The organism is Leptotrichia wadei, assembly GCF_007990445.1.
In the GTDB taxonomy this organism is placed as follows: Bacteria; Fusobacteriota; Fusobacteriia; order Fusobacteriales; family Leptotrichiaceae; genus Leptotrichia; species Leptotrichia wadei_A.
The window spans coordinates 1,941,307-1,961,021 of sequence record NZ_AP019841.1 but is presented as its reverse complement, the minus strand read 5'-3'; the positions used below and the strand labels follow the sequence as shown (position 1 = coordinate 1,961,021).

At 30.2% G+C, this 19,715-nt stretch carries 13 protein-coding genes; 7 read left to right on the top strand and 6 right to left on the bottom strand.

The annotated features are described in order from the left end of the window. Positions 1-30: 30 nt before the first annotated feature. The 4 genes from FVE74_RS09225 (at position 31) to FVE74_RS09210 (ending at position 5,581) form a co-directional block, all read left to right on the top strand. Positions 31-1,833 carry a S1 RNA-binding domain-containing protein gene (locus FVE74_RS09225; protein WP_147004260.1) on the top strand — a complete coding sequence of 601 codons (1,803 nt, stop codon included), beginning with the start codon at positions 31-33 and terminating at the stop codon, positions 1,831-1,833. A 232-nt stretch (positions 1,834-2,065) separates the two neighbouring features. Next, complete coding sequence (locus tag FVE74_RS09220; protein ID WP_147004259.1) at positions 2,066-3,007, top strand: aminotransferase class IV; 942 nt, start codon at positions 2,066-2,068, stop codon at positions 3,005-3,007. 461 nt (positions 3,008-3,468) lie between these two features. Continuing rightward, entirely contained in the window at positions 3,469-4,566 is a 1,098-nt protein-coding gene (locus tag FVE74_RS09215; RefSeq protein WP_147004258.1) for an RNA-guided endonuclease TnpB family protein, read from the top strand. A 115-nt stretch (positions 4,567-4,681) separates the two neighbouring features. Further along, positions 4,682-5,581, top strand: coding sequence for a family 1 glycosylhydrolase (locus FVE74_RS09210; protein WP_269473169.1), 900 nt, complete (start codon positions 4,682-4,684; stop codon positions 5,579-5,581). A gap of 124 nt (positions 5,582-5,705) precedes the next feature. Here FVE74_RS09210 and FVE74_RS09205 read toward each other — a convergent pair whose 3' ends face one another. The 3 genes from FVE74_RS09205 to FVE74_RS09195 all read right to left on the bottom strand — a co-directional run bounded on the left by FVE74_RS09205 (position 5,706) and on the right by FVE74_RS09195 (position 8,605). After that, on the bottom strand, positions 5,706-6,449 hold the full coding sequence (locus tag FVE74_RS09205; RefSeq protein WP_147004257.1) for an NAD-dependent protein deacylase: 744 nt from the start codon (positions 6,447-6,449) through the stop codon (positions 5,706-5,708). 46 nt (positions 6,450-6,495) lie between these two features. Beyond that, positions 6,496-7,428 (bottom strand): dihydroorotate oxidase, encoded by a 933-nt coding sequence (locus FVE74_RS09200; RefSeq protein ID WP_147004256.1) that lies wholly within the window; start codon positions 7,426-7,428, stop codon positions 6,496-6,498. Between the two features lie 145 nt (positions 7,429-7,573). Further along, positions 7,574-8,605, bottom strand: coding sequence for a tetratricopeptide repeat protein (locus FVE74_RS09195; protein WP_147004255.1), 1,032 nt, complete (start codon positions 8,603-8,605; stop codon positions 7,574-7,576). A gap of 310 nt (positions 8,606-8,915) precedes the next feature. On the opposite strand from FVE74_RS09195, the gene FVE74_RS09190 reads away from it, so the two are divergent. Next, the gene (locus FVE74_RS09190) at positions 8,916-10,910 is read left to right on the top strand and encodes an elongation factor G (RefSeq protein WP_147004254.1); all 1,995 of its coding nucleotides are present in this window, start codon (positions 8,916-8,918) and stop codon (positions 10,908-10,910) included. A 161-nt stretch (positions 10,911-11,071) separates the two neighbouring features. Here FVE74_RS09190 and FVE74_RS09185 read toward each other — a convergent pair whose 3' ends face one another. Together FVE74_RS09185 and FVE74_RS09180 are read right to left on the bottom strand one after the other, a co-directional pair. Beyond that, complete coding sequence (locus tag FVE74_RS09185) at positions 11,072-13,474, bottom strand: glycyl radical protein (RefSeq protein WP_147004253.1); 2,403 nt, start codon at positions 13,472-13,474, stop codon at positions 11,072-11,074. Positions 13,475-13,520: 46 nt separating this feature from the next. Next, positions 13,521-14,339, bottom strand: coding sequence for a glycyl-radical enzyme activating protein (locus FVE74_RS09180; protein ID WP_147004252.1), 819 nt, complete (start codon positions 14,337-14,339; stop codon positions 13,521-13,523). 534 nt (positions 14,340-14,873) lie between these two features. Here FVE74_RS09180 and FVE74_RS09175 point away from each other — a divergent pair. Beyond that, complete coding sequence (locus FVE74_RS09175) at positions 14,874-15,599, top strand: transaldolase family protein (protein ID WP_147004251.1); 726 nt, start codon at positions 14,874-14,876, stop codon at positions 15,597-15,599. Between the two features lie 214 nt (positions 15,600-15,813). Next, positions 15,814-16,584, top strand: coding sequence for a DeoR/GlpR family DNA-binding transcription regulator (locus FVE74_RS09170; RefSeq protein WP_147004250.1), 771 nt, complete (start codon positions 15,814-15,816; stop codon positions 16,582-16,584). 545 nt (positions 16,585-17,129) lie between these two features. On the opposite strand, the gene FVE74_RS09165 is transcribed toward FVE74_RS09170, so the two are convergent. After that, positions 17,130-19,343: a RelA/SpoT family protein gene (locus FVE74_RS09165; RefSeq protein WP_172617485.1), complete on the bottom strand. Its 2,214-nt coding sequence runs from the start codon at positions 19,341-19,343 to the stop codon at positions 17,130-17,132. Between the last annotated feature and the right edge of the window lie 372 nt (positions 19,344-19,715).

Below are 19,715 nucleotides of genomic sequence, written 5' to 3'. Positions count from 1 at the left end.
GGCTAATTTTAGGCAGTTCTGAAGTACAAAATGAGCGAAAAAGAATTTGAGACATTATTGGAGGATTATTTACCTGAGGAAAAAAAATCGGGAGATGTAGTTGAAGGAATTATTACAAGAAAAGAATTGGACTATGGATTTCTTGATTTGAATGCAAAAAAAGAAGGAAGAATTTATGCTAGTGAAGTTAAAGACTTTGAAATTGGAGATAAAATTGAAGTGAAAGTTTTGAGGGAAGATGAGGATAACATCATTGTTTCAAAATTTGTGCTAGATAGAGCTAAGGAATTGGCATCATTTAATGTTGATGATATTGTGACTGGAGAAATTGTTAAGAAAATCAAAGGGGGATATACTGTAAGAATTGGGAAAAATGAGGCATTTTTACCATTTTCTCTGGCTAGGTTTGAGAAAGATAAGGATTATACAGGACAAAAATTTAAATTTATTATAAAAGAAAAAAACAGAAGCAATATAACTATTTCAAGAATTGACTTGATAAAAATCGAAGAGGAAAAATATTTTGAAAGTGTTAATGTTGGAGATGTAGTTACAGGAAAAGTTAAGGAAATATTTGATTTTGGAATTATATTGGATTTAGGGGCTGCAAGCGGATTTGTTCATATTTCTGAAGTTTCTTGGGATCAAGTGGATAATTTGCATGAAAGATATAAAATTGGAGATGAAGTAACTGCTAAAATTATTGAAAAGGATGTTGAAAAAAATAGATTAAAGTTAAGCATAAAGCAGTTATCAGAAGATCCTTGGGTTGCATTTGAAAATAGCCATAATGTTGGAGATGTGGTTGAGGCTGTTGTTAAAGATGTTCTTGATTTTGGGATAGTTGTAACTGTTGATAGGAATTCTGGATTTGTACATGTTTCAGAGCTTGCTTGGCACAATGGATCTAAAGAATTGAAAAATTATAAAGCGGGAGATAAATTTTCTGCAAAAATTATTCAAATTGAAAATGAAAAGAAAAATGTTAAATTAAGCGTAAAGCAGCTTTCAGAAAATCCTTGGGATACAGTAAAGGAAAAATATCATATAGGAGATATTATTGAAAAACCAATAACAGAAGTATTTGATTTTGGGTTATTAATCTCGCTTGAAAAGGATATTGACGGACTTTTACATGTTTCTGACTTGTCATATAAGAGAGAATCTAATTTGACTTCAAAATATAAGGCTGGAGATTTGATTAAATTTAAAATAGTTGACTTTAATGATGAAAAAAATAGAGTTACTTTAAGTGCAAAAGCATTACTTGATGATAAATGGGATGTTCTTGAAGAAACTTATGACTTTGATAAATCATATAAGGGAAAAGTTATGAATGTTCAAGATTATGGAATTTTTGTTGAACTTGAAAAGGGAATAGAAGTGTTTATCCATAAAAATGAATTTTCTTGGGATAAAAGAGAACATAAGGAATACAAAGTTGGCGATGAAGTTGAATTTAAAGTGATCGTAATTGACAAAATTGAGAAAAAATTATCTGGAAGTATTAAGCAATTGGAAAAATCGCCTTGGAAGGAAGTTACTGAAAAATATAAAAAGGGAAATATTGTAAATACTGAAATTGTGGAAATTCAGGAGAATTTTGCGCTTGTTAAATTAACAGACAGATTTAATGGAATTGTACCAAAAAGAGAATTGACAGAGGACTTTTTGAAGGATATTTCTGAAAAATTCTCAGTTGGAGATAAAGTTGAGGCTGTTATTACAGATATAAATGAAAAGAGAAAATCTATTGCATTATCTTTGAAAAAAGTTCAGGAAATGGAAGAAAAGAAAGAAATGGATGAGCTTATGAAAGTTTATGGAGTTTAATTTTGCCAAACTTAACAATAACTGAAAAAATACTATTTGCAAGGGGGATTCCCCCTTGTTGTTTATATAATTTTAAAGATCTTAGAACTCTGCGACTTTAGTCGTGGGAAGTTCAGAAAGCATAAATTGGATATATAGTTATGTATAAAAAATAAATTTTACATAATTTAAAAAAAGTGCTAAAATATAATAGTAAATATTAGAACATTGAAATTATATGGAGGTAAATTTAATGGCAGGTAAAACTGAATTTATGAAATATGCATATTTCGATAAAGAAATAGTAGAATTTGAGAAAGCGACAGTAAGTATTGCAACTCATAGTTTACAATATGGAACAACTTGTTTCGGTGGAGTTAGAGGATACTACAGAAATGGGAAAGTAGCAATTTTTAGATTGGAAGATCACTATAAAAGACTTATGACAGCTTCAAAAATGTTAGGTTTTGAATTTTTCATGGAATGGGATGAATTTAAAAATATTGTAACTGAATTAGTTAAAAAGAACGATATTAAAGAAGATTTTTATATGAGACCATTCATTTTCTGTAAAGAACCAAGATTATCACCTAAAAAAGCAGGACTTGATTTTGATTTAGCAATTTATATGTTGCCACTTGCAGATTATGTAAGTACAAAAGGTGGATTAAGATTGATGAGTTCAACTTATAGAAAATATAACGATTCATCTATTCCAACTAAAGCAAAAGCAGGTGGATCTTACATCAATTCATTCCTAGCTACAAGTGATGCTCAAAGAAATGGTTATGATGATGCGTTAATGTTTGATGATGCAGGAAATGTAGTAGAAGTTTCTGTTGCAAATATTGTATTAATCTACAGAGATCAAGTAATTATTCCTGATACAGGAAATGCAGCACTTGAAGGAATTACAGTAAGATCAGCATTAGAATTATTAGAATACAACGGATACAAAATTAACCGTGGAAAAATTGACAGATCGATGGTATTTACAGCAGATGAATTGTTAGTAACAGGAACAGCAATGAAAATCACTTATGCTGAATCATTAGACCAAAGACCAATTGGACAATTAGACTTCCATGCTGAACCAAAACCTGGTAAATTCTATGAATTGTTAAAAGGTGAATATGAAAAAGTTATTAATGGAGATCATGAATTATCTAAAAAATGGTTATTTGTTGTTGAATAATAAATTTCTTTAAATTTAAAATAAAAAATAGAATATAATGAAATAAAAATACACTGAAAGTGCTAGAAAAAGTATTGAAGGTGTATTTTTTTATTATAAACTTGTTTTTTTTATTTTAAAAAAAACTTGTAATTGGAAAAAATTAGGAGTACAATATAATTAAAGAGGAAAGAAAACAATGGTTTAAATAAAGTTTGGACAATAATTAGAAATGGATAAAAAGGATATAATTATTGGGAAATTAAATAGTAATGTAAAATTTGGGAAGAGAGATGGTTAATTATGATCATCTCTCTTTTGAAGTTATGAAGATTTTTTAATTTTAAAAATTTTTAACAAAAAGATAGCAAGAAGTCGTAGGCTTTCTACAAGTGGGAGATGAATTGCTTTTTTTGTAAAAAAAATTGAAAAAAGGATACACCTATGATACAATTTTTAAAATCAAAAGGAGGTGTAATTTTATGAAATATAATTTGGCATTCAAATACAGAATTTATCCAAATAAAGATCAGGAATTATTGATAAATAAGACTTTTGGATGTGTTCGTTTTGTTTACAATACGATTTTGTATACTGCGAATAAATTTTATGAAGAAACTGGGAAAAATAAAATAATTACACCTGCTAGTTTGAAAAGTGAAAATCAATTTCTAAAAGAAGTAGACAGTCTAGCACTTTCAAATGCTCAATTGAATGTAAAACGATCATTTACGAATTTCTTTCAAAAGAGGGCAAAATTTCCAAGATTCAAATCTAAAAAGAATAATGTTAAAAGTTACACGACAAATTGTGTGAATAATTCAATACGAATTGAGGAAAACAAATATTTGGTTTTGCCAAAATTGAAAAAAGTTAAATTAAAATATCATAGAGAAATACCGAAGGATTATAAGATAAAGTCAGTAACATTGACAAACAGTAATGGAAATTACTATGTTTCTGTTTTAACGGAATTTGAAAAAGAAATTCAAAAAATGCCAAGTAATGATAAAGTGATTGGCCTTGATTTTTCAATGTCTGAGTTATTTGTCAGTTCTGAAAACCAAAGAGCTGATTATCCAAAATATTTTAGGATGTTGGAGAAAAAATTGAAGAAATTACAGAAATCATTATCGAGAAAAGTAAAGTTTTCTAAAAATTGGTATAAGCAAAAAGCGAAAATATCAAAATTGCATGAGTATATCAAGAATTGTCGAAGAGATTTTCTACATAAATTGTCGAAAAAATTGTCTGAAACATATAATGCTGTGGTTGTTGAGGATTTGAATATGAAAGGGATGAGCCAGGCATTAAATTTTGGAAAAAGTGTAGGAGATAATGGGTGGGGAATGTTCTTGAGGATGCTTGAGTATAAACTGATGTTTTTAGGAAAGCAATTTTTGAAGATAGATAAGTGGTTTCCGTCGTCGAAAACTTGCAGTAAATGTGGAAATATTAAAGAGGAACTGAAATTATCAGAAAGAAGTTATAGATGTGAGTGCTGTGGGATTGAAATTGATAGAGATTACAATGCGGCACTGAATATAAAAAATGTTGGAAAAGCAATGTTGAAATATTAGGAAATAAAAAAACAGGGCAGGGACTGTCCGAAGAGTTTGGTAAATATATTTGGCTAGCAAAAGCAGATACTTCCCAAGAAGCTCCCGCTTCTAAAAGCGGGAGTAGTTCACTGAAATAAATTCTGTTTTACATGCTCCGTTCATGAGTGGAGGAATTCCAACTGATGGAGAAGTGAAACCTACTAAACAGGAATTGTACCAAGCTGTCCACAATGAATTAGTAGCTTCTGCATTAGTCACAAAAGTTGGACATGAAATTAATCCAGATTTTAAAATAGGATGTATGATTTTATCAATGCCAGCTTATCCAATGACATCACATCCGCTTGATATATTAGCTGCAAGAGAATTTGAAAGAGAAAATTATTTATTTGCTGATGTGCATGTAAGAGGGAAATATCCAGCTTATGCGAAAAGATATTTTAAAGAAAATAATATAAATATTGAATTTGCTGAAGGTGATGAAAAGTTATTGGCTGAAAATCCAGTTGATTTTGTATCGTTCTCGTATTATGTGAGTGTTGCTGCAGCACATAATCCGCAAGATTATCAAGGTGGAAAAGGTAACTTGTTAGGTGGATTGAAAAATCCATATTTAGAATCAAGTGAATGGGGTTGGCAAGTTGATCCAGTTGGACTTAGAATTGTATTGAATGATTTTTATGACAGATACCAAATTCCATTATTTATAGTAGAAAACGGACTTGGAGCAAAAGATGTTTTAGTTGATGGACCTAATGGACCAACTGTTGAGGATGATTATAGAATTGATTATTTGAGAAGACATTTGGAACAAGTGAGAGAAGCGATTGAAGACGGAGTAGAAGTGCTAGGATATACTTCTTGGGGTTGTATTGATTTAGTTTCTGCATCAACAGCTCAAATGAGTAAAAGATACGGATATATTTATGTAGACAGAAATGATGATGGAACTGGTTCATTAAATCGTTATAGAAAGAAATCATTTGACTGGTACAAAAAAGTGATCGCAAGTAATGGAGAAGATTTAGATTAATGTTTTGAGTAATTTTATAGTATTTCCCATTTGAATGAATCTTAGGATTAATAAAAATAAAATTGGTGCTATTTATTTTTTGAAAAATTAACAAATATTTAGCACCAAATATTTTTTATTTAACTTAAATTATTTTTTTTAATTTTTTAAAAACTTCTCCAATACTTTCATGTATAACTAAATTTGCAAAATGATCCTGTTCGGTTTTAGACTTATTTATTAAAACAAGATTTTTTCCTTGAAAGTATTGAACTAAGGAAGCGGCTGGATATACAACAAGCGAAGTTCCGCCTATAATTAGCGTATCGGCTCTTGATATTTCATTTATTGCATTTCTAAAAGTATCTGGATCTGGCACTTCTTCGTATAAAGTAACATCTGGTTTTATAGTTCCTTTACATTTTGGACAATGTGGAATACTTTCAGTTTTGCAGATTTCTAAAAATTCTTCTAAATTATATTTATTGCCACAAATGACACAAGTATTTCTATCAACTGTTCCGTGCAGTTTTAAGACATTTTTACTGCCAGCCATTTCGTGAAGGCAATCAATATTTTGAGTTACTATAGCCGTTAATTTTCCATTTTCTTCTAATTTTGCCAAGTATTTATGGGCAAAGTTGGGTTTTGCTTTTGGATAAACAAGATGTTTTTTGTAAAAGTCGTAAAATTCTTCTGGGTATTTTTCGTACATTGTGTGGGAAACAAGCTCTTCTGGAGAAAAATTTCTGTCCAGTTTTAAGTTATAAACTCCATTTGCACTTCTAAAATCGGGAATTCCTGATTCTGTAGAAATTCCCGCACCTCCAAAAAAAACGATTCTTTTACTTTCATCAATTATTTTTTGAAGTAAGTTTATTTTATCCATTTTTTTATCACCTTGCTTTTTATTTTTATTATTTTAATTTAAAAAATTATAAATATTTCAATTTTCCTTTAAAATCCTCAATAGTTTTATATCCCTTTTTATCCATAATAGCCTTTAATTCATTAGTTATTCTTTCAAAGGCAGAAGGTCCTTCCTTGTGTAAAGTAGTTCCAAGTTGAACCATGCTTGCTCCACATAAAATATGTTCAAAAGCATCCTGTCCTATAAGAACTCCTCCTGTTCCAATAATTTGAATAGATGGATTTAATCTTTTATAAAATGCGTGAACATTGGCAAGAGCTGTAGGTTTTATATATTCTCCTCCAATTCCTCCAAATCCATTTTTAGGCTTTATTACAACACTTTCATCTTCAATTACAAGTCCATTTCCAATACTGTTTACACAGTTTATAAATGTCAATGGAAATTTGTTAAATACTGCGGCTGCCTGGTCAAAATGAACTATATCAAAATATGGAGGCAATTTTACTCCAAGTGGTTTTTTAAAGTATGAGAAAATATCTGCCAGTAAATTTTCTGTAGTTTCCATATCATAGGCAATTTGCGGCTTTCCTGGCACATTTGGACAAGATAAGTTAAGTTCTGTAATTCCGTTAAAATCACTTTCCTGAACTTTTTTCAATAATGTATGGGTATCTTCAGTCGACATTCCAACAAGTGAGAAAAAGAAAGTTCTATCTGGATGTGTTTTTTGTAATTCTAATAGATAATCTAAATAATAATCGAATCCTAAATTTGGAAGTCCCATTGAATTTATGCTTCCTAGAGCCGTGTCGTGATATCTAGGTTCAGGATTTCCTGGTCTTGATTGCAATGTAGCAGTTTTAGTAACAAATGTTCCAGCTGCAGAATTTATTACTTGTTCAAGTTCATTTTTATCGTAGCAGTAGACACCTGCCGCATTCATAAAGCAGTTTTCAAATTCAAAATTACCTATTTTTGTTTTTGTAGTTGCCATTTTTTCCTCCTAAATTATTTTTTTATTTATAAGATTTTATTTATAGGCTTGTCTGATAAATTAACTTTTACTGACAAGGGGTTAATTCCCCTTGTTTCATAATATTTATTTCAGATATATGTTCATATTTAAGTTTTTATTGAAATTATACATGCAAAGCTGATTTGTAGTATTGAATAGCTATTTTCAGCTGCTCAGCTTCTTCGTAAAGTTTTGCAACTTCAATGACGTTATCTGAAACTTTTAGATAGCTGTTGTCTTTCAGATTTCTTTCGGCATCTTCAAATTTACCTAATTTTATGCAGCATTTTCCAAAATTAAATTTAAGTTTTTCCTCATCAATTTTTTTCATATCAACTTTTGCATTTGAACGTTTCTTTCCCTCAAAAAAATGAGTATAGTTTGTATAAGCAAGATTATAATTTTTTTCATCAGAAAATATGTTTCCAAGCAATACAAATGACTCCAGATGATTTTCATCCGCAAGCAATGTTAAGTAATGTTTTTCAAGCGTTAAGTTATTATTGTCGGCATAAAGTTTGTAAAGAACTTCCTGAGCTCTTCTATTATCATAAATATCTGCGGCTGTTCTAAGATGCTTTTCAGCAGTTTCAATATCCTGTTTTTCTCCATACAGCTTTCCAAGCAAGTAATAGGCCTCTCCATTGTCTTTTGCCTTATATAGATATTCTTGAGCCATATCTACCTGACCGTTATCATAGAAAATTTTAGCAAGCAGAACTTGTGCTTCCTGATCTCTTTCATCAGCGGCAGGTTTTAAGTAATCTACTGCAAGATTTTTTTTGTTAAATTGGTAATATAAATTTCCTAAGTTATATCTAGATTTTTGATAGCCGTTATTTATAGCCAGCTTGTAATAGTATTCTGCAAGTTCAAAATTAGATTTTCTCTTGTAGACAGTTCCAAGTTTATCTTGCAGCTGAAAATCTCCGCCATCGGCAATTTTCTTCAAATATTTTTCTGCTAAATTTAATTTGTCGTGTTTTAGATAAATATCAGTAAGTATAAGAACTGCATTTCTATTTCCGCATTTAGCAGCTTCCTTTAAATACTTTTCTGCCAATGTTTCAGAACCGTTATCAAAATAATTTTTTCCCATTTGGTACAGTCGTTCAGAATCATTGCTGTCAATATTATCAAATTCCATATTTTCCATAAAAATAGACCTCCTATATTTTGTTTTTTATTTTTTCAAATATTTTAACCTTAAAAAATTAAATCATCATTACATTATACTATATTTTTTTATATTTGTCATAATATTTTGAAAAAATAACAAGATTTTTATATTAACTAATTTAAAAAAAAACCTTAATAAAATTTATCAGAAAATTATTTTACTGCTTTTTTTGTATATTAATAATTTTTTTAATTAACTTGATTTTTTCAAATTTCAAGTTAAAATTTAATATAGGGTATTTTAGAAAGATAAATAAAAAAGTAGAAATATATAGGGAGGAACTGTTATGAGAATATATGACAGCAGCAACATAAGAAACATTGGAATTCTAGGACATAGTGGATCTGGAAAGAGTAATATGGTAGAAGGATTGGAGTTTACAGCAGGGCTTACTAATCGGATTGTGGGGAATGAAAATGATACTAAAATTACGAGTTCTTTGAGTCTTCATTCAGTGGAATATCAAGGGGCTAAGTATAATTTTGTGGATATTCCTGGATATGGTGATTTTTTTGGAGAAGTTGAATCAGGACTTGCGGCAGTTGATGGGGCGATTATTATTGTTGATGGAACTACAGATTTGACAGTTGGGACTGAAACGGCTTTGGAATTGACTGATAGCAGAAATATTCCAAGAATAATTTTTGTGAATAAAATTGATAATGAAAAGGCTGATTATGAAAAAATTCTTTCACAATTAAGGGAAAAATATGGAAAACGGATTGCACCATTTCATGTACCTTGGGGAACTGGAGAAAATTTTAGAGGACATATTAATGTAGTTGACATGTTTGCAAGAGAGTTTGATAAGAGAAAAAATGAGTGTAAAACAGTAGAAATGCCAACTGATATGGATAATGAAATAAATTCTGTACGTGAAATGCTTTTGGAAGCAGTTGCAGAAACTGATGAAGAATTAATGGATAAATATTTTAATGGAGTTGAATTTACGACAGCTGAAATTCATCGTGGACTTAGACAAGGAGTGCTTGATTGTTCAGTAATTCCAGTAATTTGCGGTTCGACTTTAAAAAATATTGGACTTCATACAACTTTTGATGTAGTGAAAGATTTCTTGCCATCACCTGATGATAATGAAAAAGTACAGCCTGAAAAAAATAGTTTTGTATGCCAAATTTTTAAAACAACAATTGATTCTTTTTTAGGAAAAGTTTCTTATGCAAAAATTTATTCTGGTGAAATTAAGCAAGATATGGAAGTTTTTAACTTGAATAGAAAAACGAAGGAAAAAATTGGGAAAATTAATACATTTGTGAATAATAAAATGGATGAGGTTCAAAAGGGAATTGCAGGGGATATTGTTGTATTTTCAAAATTCAATAGTACGAAAACTTCTGATACGCTTTCGACTAGTGAAAAGGAAGTGCCATTAAAAGATATAACTTTTCCAAAACCGCAATTATTTGTAGCAATAGAGCCATTGAATAAAAATGATGATGAAAAAATGTCGACTGGATTGAATCGTTTGATGGACGAAGATCCGTCATTTACTTGGCATAGAAATCTTGAAACAAGTCAAACAGTTCTTGGAGTACAAGGAGAACTTCATTGTGCAACAGTTATAGAAAAATTGAAGGCAAAATTTGGAATAACAATAAAAACTGTGGAATTGAAAGTGCCTTACAGGGAAACAATTAAAGGAACATCAGATGTTCAAGGAAAATACAAGAAACAATCTGGAGGACATGGACAATATGGAGATGTTCTAATTAAATTTTCACATGTAGATGAAGATTTTGTATTTGAAGAAACAATTACAGGTGGAAGTGTTCCAAAATCATATATTCCAGCGGTTGAAAAAGGATTGAGAGAATCATTAAAAGAAGGAGTTCTTGCAGGATATCCAGTGACTAATGTAAAGGCTGTTCTATACGATGGTTCTTATCATGATGTAGATTCTTCTGAATTAGCATTCAAAATTGCAGCAAATTTAGCTTTCAAAAAAGGGATGCTTGAGGCAAAACCAATATTGCTTGAACCTATCATGGAACTTACAATTATTGTTCCAGAAGAATATATTGGGGATATAATGGGAGATATTAATAAAAAGCGTGGACGTGTTTTAGGAATGGAAGCTCACAAAGGTACAAAACAAAAAATTATTGCTGAAGCTCCAATGTCTGAAACTTTCAAATATGCGAATGAATTGAAGGCAATTACACAAGGTCGTGGATATTTTGAAATGAAACTTGTAAGGTATGAAGAATTGATGGGAGATTTAGCACAAAAAGTAATTGAAAAAAGACAAAAGAAAAAATAGTTTTAAAAATTTTTAAATGAAGTTTAGTATAAATAGAAATTCCTGATAAGTAATAATTATTGGGAATTTTTTTATAAAAAATACAAGGAGCTTAAAATTAGTCAGCCCCTTGCAATTAGGAAAGAAATTTATTTTAGAATTTTATCAAAGACAATAAGAGATTATATTCTTTGTTCGGTTCTTGAAATAATATCATTTTGTGTAGTTCTATCAAGTGTAACAAATTGAGCACAGTATCCGGCAACTCTTACGATAATGTCCCTATGCTTTTCAGGTTCAATTTGAGCCTGTTTCAATGTTTTTCCTGAAATAATGTTAAATTGAATATGCCATCCTTTTGAGCTTATAAATGATTTTATTATGTTTACAAATTTTTCAAATTGTTCTGAAGTATTTACCAATTCTGGCGAATATTTCTGATTTAATAACTGTCCACCTGTAATCATCAGAGTCGGCAATTTATTTACAGAATTTAATACTGCTGTAGGACCGTTTGTGTCAGTTCCTTGAGTTGGAGAACCTCCTTCAGCTGCAGGAGTATAAGCGTATCTTCCGTCTGGAGTTGCACCGCTCACTGTTCCCATTGGCACATTTGAAGAGATTCCAGATGTCGAAACTCCATAACCGCCGTTAATTGGGCCTCTTCCATATCTTGTGTTGTGATATTTCTGAATCTCATCAATGTATGTCCAGTAGATGTTTGTAGCAAATTCATCCACTTCATCAATATCATTTCCGTATTTAGGAACTTCTAACAATATTTTTCTGATTCTTTCTCCATTTTCACCTTCATAATTTGTCTGAAGTGCATTGTAAACTTCTTCTTTTGTCAAGATTTTTTTATCAAAAACAGTTGTTTTTAGAGCATATAGTGAATTTGCAGCATTTGCAATTCCAACTTGGAGTCCTGAAATAATGTCATAAATAGCTCCGCCTTCTTTTGCAGAAAGTCCTCTGCCAATACAGTCATCAACTAGACTTGATAATAAAATATCAGGAAAATCTTCCAAATGTGTATCAGCCAGCACATCAAGAGCAACTGATAATTTTGTATAATGTTTCATATATTTTTTCCATGCTTCCCATAAATCATCATAAGTCTCATAGTCAGTCAATTTCCCGGCTTTTAATAATTGAAGCCCAGTTCTGGCATCATAACCATCATTTAATACAAGTTCAGTAGCCTTTACAAAGTTTAAAAATGTCATTCCAGTACATCTATATCCCCATTTTCCAGGAACAGCCACTTCAACACATCCAACCATTGAGTAATTGTAGGCATCTTCGATTTTTACGCCTTTATTTAATAATGCAGGAACTATTATTTCATCTGTGTGCATTGCGGGCATTCCATAACCTGTTGCAGCTACTTCGGCACATTTTCTAATAAATTTTTCTGGAGAATTTATATGAAATCTTGCAGATAAATTTGGCTGTGTAAGTTTGTTTTCTGCAACACTTTCTAAAATTAAGTAGCTCAATTCATTTGTAGAATCTTTTCCGCTTGGAGTTGAACCTCCAATTGTAACATTCTGATAAGTTGGATAACCTGCACCATATCCAGAATGTGAAGTTGAACGGACTTTTATTACAGAGTAAAGTTTTACCCATAGACATTGCAGCATTTCCTTTGCAAATTCTCTGTCTAAATCGCCTTCCAGTACATCTTTTTTGTAAAGTGGATATAAATATTGGTCTACTCTTCCAAGAGAAGCTGAATGTCCATTACTTTCAATCTGAATTACTAAATGGATAAACCAGATTGCCTGTACTCCTTCCCAGAATGTCTGAGCAGGATTTTCAGGGACATTCAAGCAATTTTTCTGAATTTGAAGTAATTCTTCTTTTCTTTGCGGATCAGTTTCCTTTTCAGCAAGTTCTTTTGCCAAATTTGCAAATCTATGAGCAAAATCAATAGTTGCCTGTGCCACAATTTGTACAGCCTTTAAGAAATCAATTTTATTGTACCCGCCATAAATTGTAATGTCTACTTTTTCCATAGAAGCCTTAGCTTCTTCGATTACACCCTTCAGACCTTTTGTCAGAACTTTTTTAAAATCAGGAACAATATGTCCGTCACCAGAAGTCATATTTCCTTCTCCATGAATAATTTTCACAATTCCAGCTTCTTTTATTTCCTGCGGCATCTGAGCGTGAGCTTTATCTTTTAATGTTTTTCCTCGCCACCATTCACATATTTCCAAAAGTTCAGGAATTTCTTCTTCAGGGATTCTGAACTTATCTCCATCACGGTGATCAAAGTTTCCTTTTGTATTAATTTCATCTACAATCCAGTCTACTGCGTATTCTGGGAAAAGTGGCGCTGTTCTTTCATCTACAGACTGATTTCCTGCAATAAGTTCCCCATCTTTTATGTAAATTGTCATATTTTCCAGAATTTCTTTAACTGCATAAGCACGAACCATATATTTTGATTCCCCTTCGTGTTCCTTATATGCCTTTGTTAAAAGCCTACCTCTTTCGACACTGACACCAGGGAATTTTGATAAAGCCGATTCTCTTAATTTTTTCACTCTTTCACTTTTTAAAACAAATTCTCTCATTGCTTTTCCCTCCAATATATTTTATTATTTATCTTTAATTTTCGTATTATCCATTCAGTTTTGCCTTTAAACCATAACTTTTCATTATTTGCAAAGCATTATCAAGTTCTTCCTGTGTATGTTTTTCAAGTGTTTTCATCGGATACAGCATTCTTAGTTTTCTATATTTTTCAAGTCCCATTGTATGATAAGGAAGAATATTTACTTCCAGCAAATTTAATTTTTTCAAGAACTTTGCTGTTTCGTGAATATTTTTTTCATCATCATTTATCCCTTTTATAAATGGGAATCTCATAATAATTTTTTTATGCCATTTAGAAAGTTTTGTAAGATTTTCCAAAATTATTTCATTTGAAACAGTGGTATATTTTTTATGTTTTCCACTATCCATATGCTTTATGTCAAATAAAATCGTATCTGTCAACTTTGCCAATTTTTCAAGTTCTCTGTAACTTCCATATCCAGTAGTTTCTATCGCTGTATTAACATACTCGTCTTTTAATTTTTCAAAGAGTTTTATCGCAAATGCCGAATTTACAAGAACTTCTCCACCACTTAATGTAACTCCTCCTCCAGAATTTCTATAAAAATTTTCATCCTTCATCACAATTGTAAACACTTCTTCCAGAGTCATATCTTTCGCAACTTGTTTTAATGTACTTGTGGCGATACAGTCAGAACACGAAGTTCTATTTCCTTTATAAAGAGAGCCTTCATAATCCCAAAATTCATTTTCCAGCTTCTGTGTTTCAGGATTGGAACACCACAGACATCTAAGCGGACATCCTTTAAAATACACGACTGTTCTGATCCCAGGCCCATCAAATGTAGCTCCTCTTTCAATGTCCGTAACTAATGCTCTCATACGTTTCACCCTTCTTTTTTTCTTTAAAAATATCTTTTTATTTCATTTTGTTTCTTTATATTTCGATTTTACATTATTTTTTAAAATTTGTCAATAGTTTTTGAAAAAAATTTATAAAAAAATCTGCAATAAATAATAATTGCAGGGGGAAAATTATTTTTTCATTTTGGGGTGTTATCTTCTGCTTAGGATGTAGTAAATAACCACAAGTTGACTATATCCTGTTTCATTTGGACACCACTCCCGATCATGCACAAATTGGGTATAACGAACCCAGAAATATTATATCAAAATTCAAAAAACAAAAAGCTAGCTCAAATTTGAACTAGCTATTGTCGTTATTTATTGTACATGATTGTTTCTTTATTACAATTTAACTATAGCACAAAAAAGTTAATTATTTAATCAAAATTTTTACGAATTTTGAAAAAAAGCATTGACATTTTTTAAATTATATATTAAAATAATATCGAAATAAAACGAAACTAATTAAAATATAGAATTGTTGTTTTAACAAAAAACGAAAAAGAGAGGATGATGAAAATGCAATATTTTATTGATACAGCGAATTTGGAGAGTATAAAAAAAATTAGTGATATTTTTCCGATAGCAGGAGTTACTACAAATCCTACTATTATTGCGAAGGAAAAAAGAGATTTTAAAGAGATTATAAATGATATTTTTGATATTATTGGAAGAGACAAGATTGTGCATGCACAGGCTGTGGGAAGCACAGCTGAAATAATGGTAAAGGAAGTGCAGCTTTTACGTGATACGTTCGGAGAAAATTTTTATACAAAAATTCCTGTAACGCCTGAAGGGATAAAAGCCATGAAAATTTTGGCAAAGGATGGGCATAAAATAACTGCAACAGGGATTTTGTCACCTCAACAGATAATTATGGCGGCAGAAGCAGGGGCAGAATACATGGCTCCATATATTAACCGTTCTGACAATATTGGGGAAAATGGAATTGAAATTGTGAAGGATGCCTATAAAATTCTTGAAATGAATAAAAAAACAGATGAAGAAAAATTGTCGCAGTATAAAAGAATTTTTGAGCCTAAAATATTAGGTGCTTCGTTTAAGAATGTAAGACAAGTTCACGAAACAATTCTGGCTGGTGCAAAATCGGTAACTGTAGCTCCAGATGTTTTTGAAAAATTAATTTATCATCCTTATACAGACTGGAGCATGGATACTTTTAATTCAGATTGGGAAAAAGTTTATGGAGATAAAACATTGCTTGATTTATTATAGTTCTGGCTTCTTGAACTTTTCAAAACCTAATTCTAGCATAATTAATAGACTTGTTCGGAAACTATATTTATTTAAAATTTAATAAAACAAACGTTCTGAAGCAAGGAGCTTGATTTCTTGTTAAATAAAAAAATTAGGTTAGCGAATAGATCTAATAAAGTTTTGAAAATTTTGCTATAATTTGGATAATTATAAAAAGTATTGGAGATTTGTTATGTTTTTGGATGAAAGACTGGAAAAAATATTAGAAATTTTAGAAAATGAAAAGAAAGTAAAAGTTACTGATTTGGCAGAAAAATTTAATGTTTCAGAAGTTATTATAAGAAAAAATTTGAAAAGGCTAGAGCAGGAAGGAAAATTGAAAAGAACCCATGGAGGTGCAATTTTACTAAAGGAACTGGTACATTCAAGCACTCTTGAGGAAAGAATTATAAATAGAACAAAGCAAAAGGAAACTGTTGCAAGAAAAATTATAGAAAATATTGAAAATGGAGAAACAATCTTTTTTGACATTACAAGTATAAATTATATTGCGGCAGAATATCTTGCAAATTCTGAAAAGGAAATAACTCTTATTACAAATATGCCTAGTATTACCACACATTTTAATAAAAATTCTAAAGTGGATATTATTATGATAGGCGGGGAGTATAATAAAAAAGTAGGTGGCAATGTTGGAAGTGAAGCGATTAATTATATAAAAAGATATAATGTTGACAAGGCTTTTATTGGAAGTGCCGGGATAGATCTGGAAGCTGAAAAGGTTATGAATTTTGAATTAAATGATGGAAATACAAAAAAAGAAATAATGAAAATTTCTAAAAAAATATTTTTAGTGACTGAATATAAGAAATTAGGAATATTAGGAAGTTATAAATTCAGTAATTTGTCTGATTTTGATGTTTTTATTTGTGAAAAAGATAAAAAGGATTATTTGGAAAGTTATAAAAAAATTTTTGATGAATGTGAAGTTGAAATTATATAGATTTAGTTGAATTTTCTAATTGCTTATTTTATTTTTGGATATAGAAAGAAAATATATTTGAGATAGAGTAAAGATTTTAGTGGAAAATTAAAAAAAAATATTTTTGAGTAATTTAACTTTTTGCAAAATATAACTTAAAATGATTAATTCTATAAATTTGGATATTATCCCTAAATATTTTATTCCATCAAACTATTAAATATTATATAGACTTAGGGTTTGAGTAAAATAGTCATACTTTTTGAGTTCGGCTTTAAATCAGTTTTACTATAAAATGAATTGTGAAATTATAAAATAAAAAATGTACCAATAGACTTTAATGTTTAAAGGTACATTTTTTTAAAAAGAGAATCTAGTTTAAATTGAATAAATTTAGTTAATATCTAAAATAATTTATAATAACCATAAAAATAACAACTATAAAAATTAGAAAAATAATTTTTTTTGTAATATTTATAAGAATTTTAAATAATAATATGAATACAATTAATGCGATTAAAAATTTTAGATCCATTTATAACGCCCCCTTTTTATAAAAGAATAATTTATTTTTTTATTATTTCAATTACTTCTGACATTGATTTTAAATTATTTGCCAATCTTTCAAAATCTTCACGGCTTCTTATTGTTATTCTTAAATGTATAAGTATTCGTTTGTTTCCATTTTCCTTAAAAGTGTTTGTATTTACATTTAAAAGGCTCATTTTATATTCGTTTAAAATTCGGATTATATCTAGAAGCAATCCGTTTCGATCTGAAGCTTTTATTGTGAAGTTAAATTCGTATGTTGTATTGGCAGATATTGCAGATTTATCCCAGTAGACGTCGACTTCCCTTTCAGGTTCTCTTTCCATAAGGGAAATAAAGTTTTCACAGTCAGAGCGATGTATTGCAATTCCACGTCCTCGTGTCACATAACCTCTTATTTCATCGCCTGGAAGCGGACTGCAGCATTTTGCAAAACGGTACATTGTGTTTTCAGTTCCAGATATTTTAATACCGCCATTATTTTTTTCCTTTTGCTTATTCGCCTTTTCTGTTTCTTCTTCAAGCACTTCTTCCAGAGCCTTTTCTTCCTTTTTCTCAAATTTATTTAAAAATCCGTCAAGTGACAAATCTCCGATGGCGAATCTGTAAAATAACGTCTTGTTATCAGGAATATTGAATTTTTTCATATAAAGGAAAACCCGCTCATCCTCAAGCATATCCTTTAATTTCAATCCAAGCCGTTCAAATTCCTTTTCTAAAATTTGTTCCCCTTCTTTAGACTTTTCTTCAAATTCCTTATCTTTGAACCATTTTCTGATTTTTACACGTGAACTATGGTTATTTACCATTTCTATCCAGTCTTTTCCAGGTCCTTTATTAATGCTTTTAGAAGTCATAATTTCGACTTTATCTCCATTTTTAAGCACCTGATTAAGCTGTGTAATTCTTCCATTTACCTTTACTCCAATTGTTCTATACCCAATTTGTGTATGAACTTGGAATGCAAAGTCAAGGGCAGTTGAATTTCTAGGCATTTCCACAACATCATCTTTAGGCGTAAATACAAATATTGTCTGTTTAAGCACATCTCCAGTAACTTCCTGAGCAAATCCCTTTTGCTCCTTTTCATCCATTTTTCTCTGAACTGAATCTGTCAATTTTTTTGCATCCGCATAAAATTTTTCATTTTTAGATTTTGCTTTTTTATCTTTGTATTTCCAATGTGCAGCAACCCCTTCTTCTGCAATTTCATGCATTTTTCTTGTTCTAATTTGAATCTCTACATTTTGGTCATTCGGTCCTTTTACTGTTGTATGAATGGACTGGTATCCATTTGGCTTTGGCTGTGAAATATAGTCCTTGAAACGTTTAAATACTGGAATAAATAAATCGTGAATTATTCCAAGTACATTGTAGCATTCATTTTTCTTTTCAACGATAATTCTTATTGCGATTAAATCATGCAAGTCAACAAATTTTTTTTCCTTTTCGTGCATTTTTCGGTAAATGCTGTATAGGTGCTTTGGACGTCCTGTAACTTCTCCCTTTATATTATTTTTTTCAAGATCTTCCCTTATTTTTTCAATAAATTTTGCAGTGTATTCTTCACGTTCTTTCCTTTTGGAATTAACAAGATCTTTAATTTCATAATAGTCATCTGGATACAAAAATCTAAAACTTATGTCCTCAAGTTCCCATTTTATTCTAGCCATCCCGATTCTATGGGCAATTGGCGCATAAATTTCAAGAGTTTCTTTAGATTTTTCCAGCTGTTTTTCAGGCGTCATATATTTCAATGTTCTCATATTATGAAGTCTATCTGCCAGCTTTATAACTACAACCCGAATATCTTCCGACATTGCAACAACCATTTTTCGTATATTTTCCAATTTTTTACTATTTGTTCTCGGCAAATTTCTAAGTTTTGTAACGCCATCCACAAGTTTTTTTACATCTGTTCCAAAGTTATACTCTATATCCGACAAAGAAATAAGCGTATCCTCAACTACATCATGAAGCAGCCCAGCCACAATCGTATCTGTGTCCATACGCATATCAACTAATATTTCTGCCACTTCAACTGGATGTAAAATATAATCTTCCCCACTTTTTCTCTTTTGCCCAATATGCGACTCGTAAGCAAGCGTAAAAGCCTCTGAAATCTTGTCCATATCCACATCTAGATTATTTTTTCTAATTGCATCTGTCAATTGCTGGTGCAGTTCATCATAGCTTTTATTTATTATTATAGGAACATTTGTATTTCCCATTTCCTCATCTGTCATTTTCCAGTCGTTTTTTAATTTGCTTTTTTCATCCATTTCGTTCACTCTCCTTGTGTCAAAGAAAATTCATTTTATAATAAAAAATTCGCTATTTAAATAGGGAATGATATTATATAGTTTTTGTTGAAATAATAAATTTATTGTAGATTTTGAATAACTATTATTTATTACATTCTTCTTGAAATCATTTTACTATATATTTAAAAAAAAATCTATTATAAAGTTTTATATTGCTAATTATTTTTGTTTTGAAAGTCTAAATTATTGAAAAAATGTAAAAAATTAATATTTGTAAAGATATTTAATTTGATAAACAAATAAATTTATGATAAAATTAGTTTAGGAATTAAATTTAAA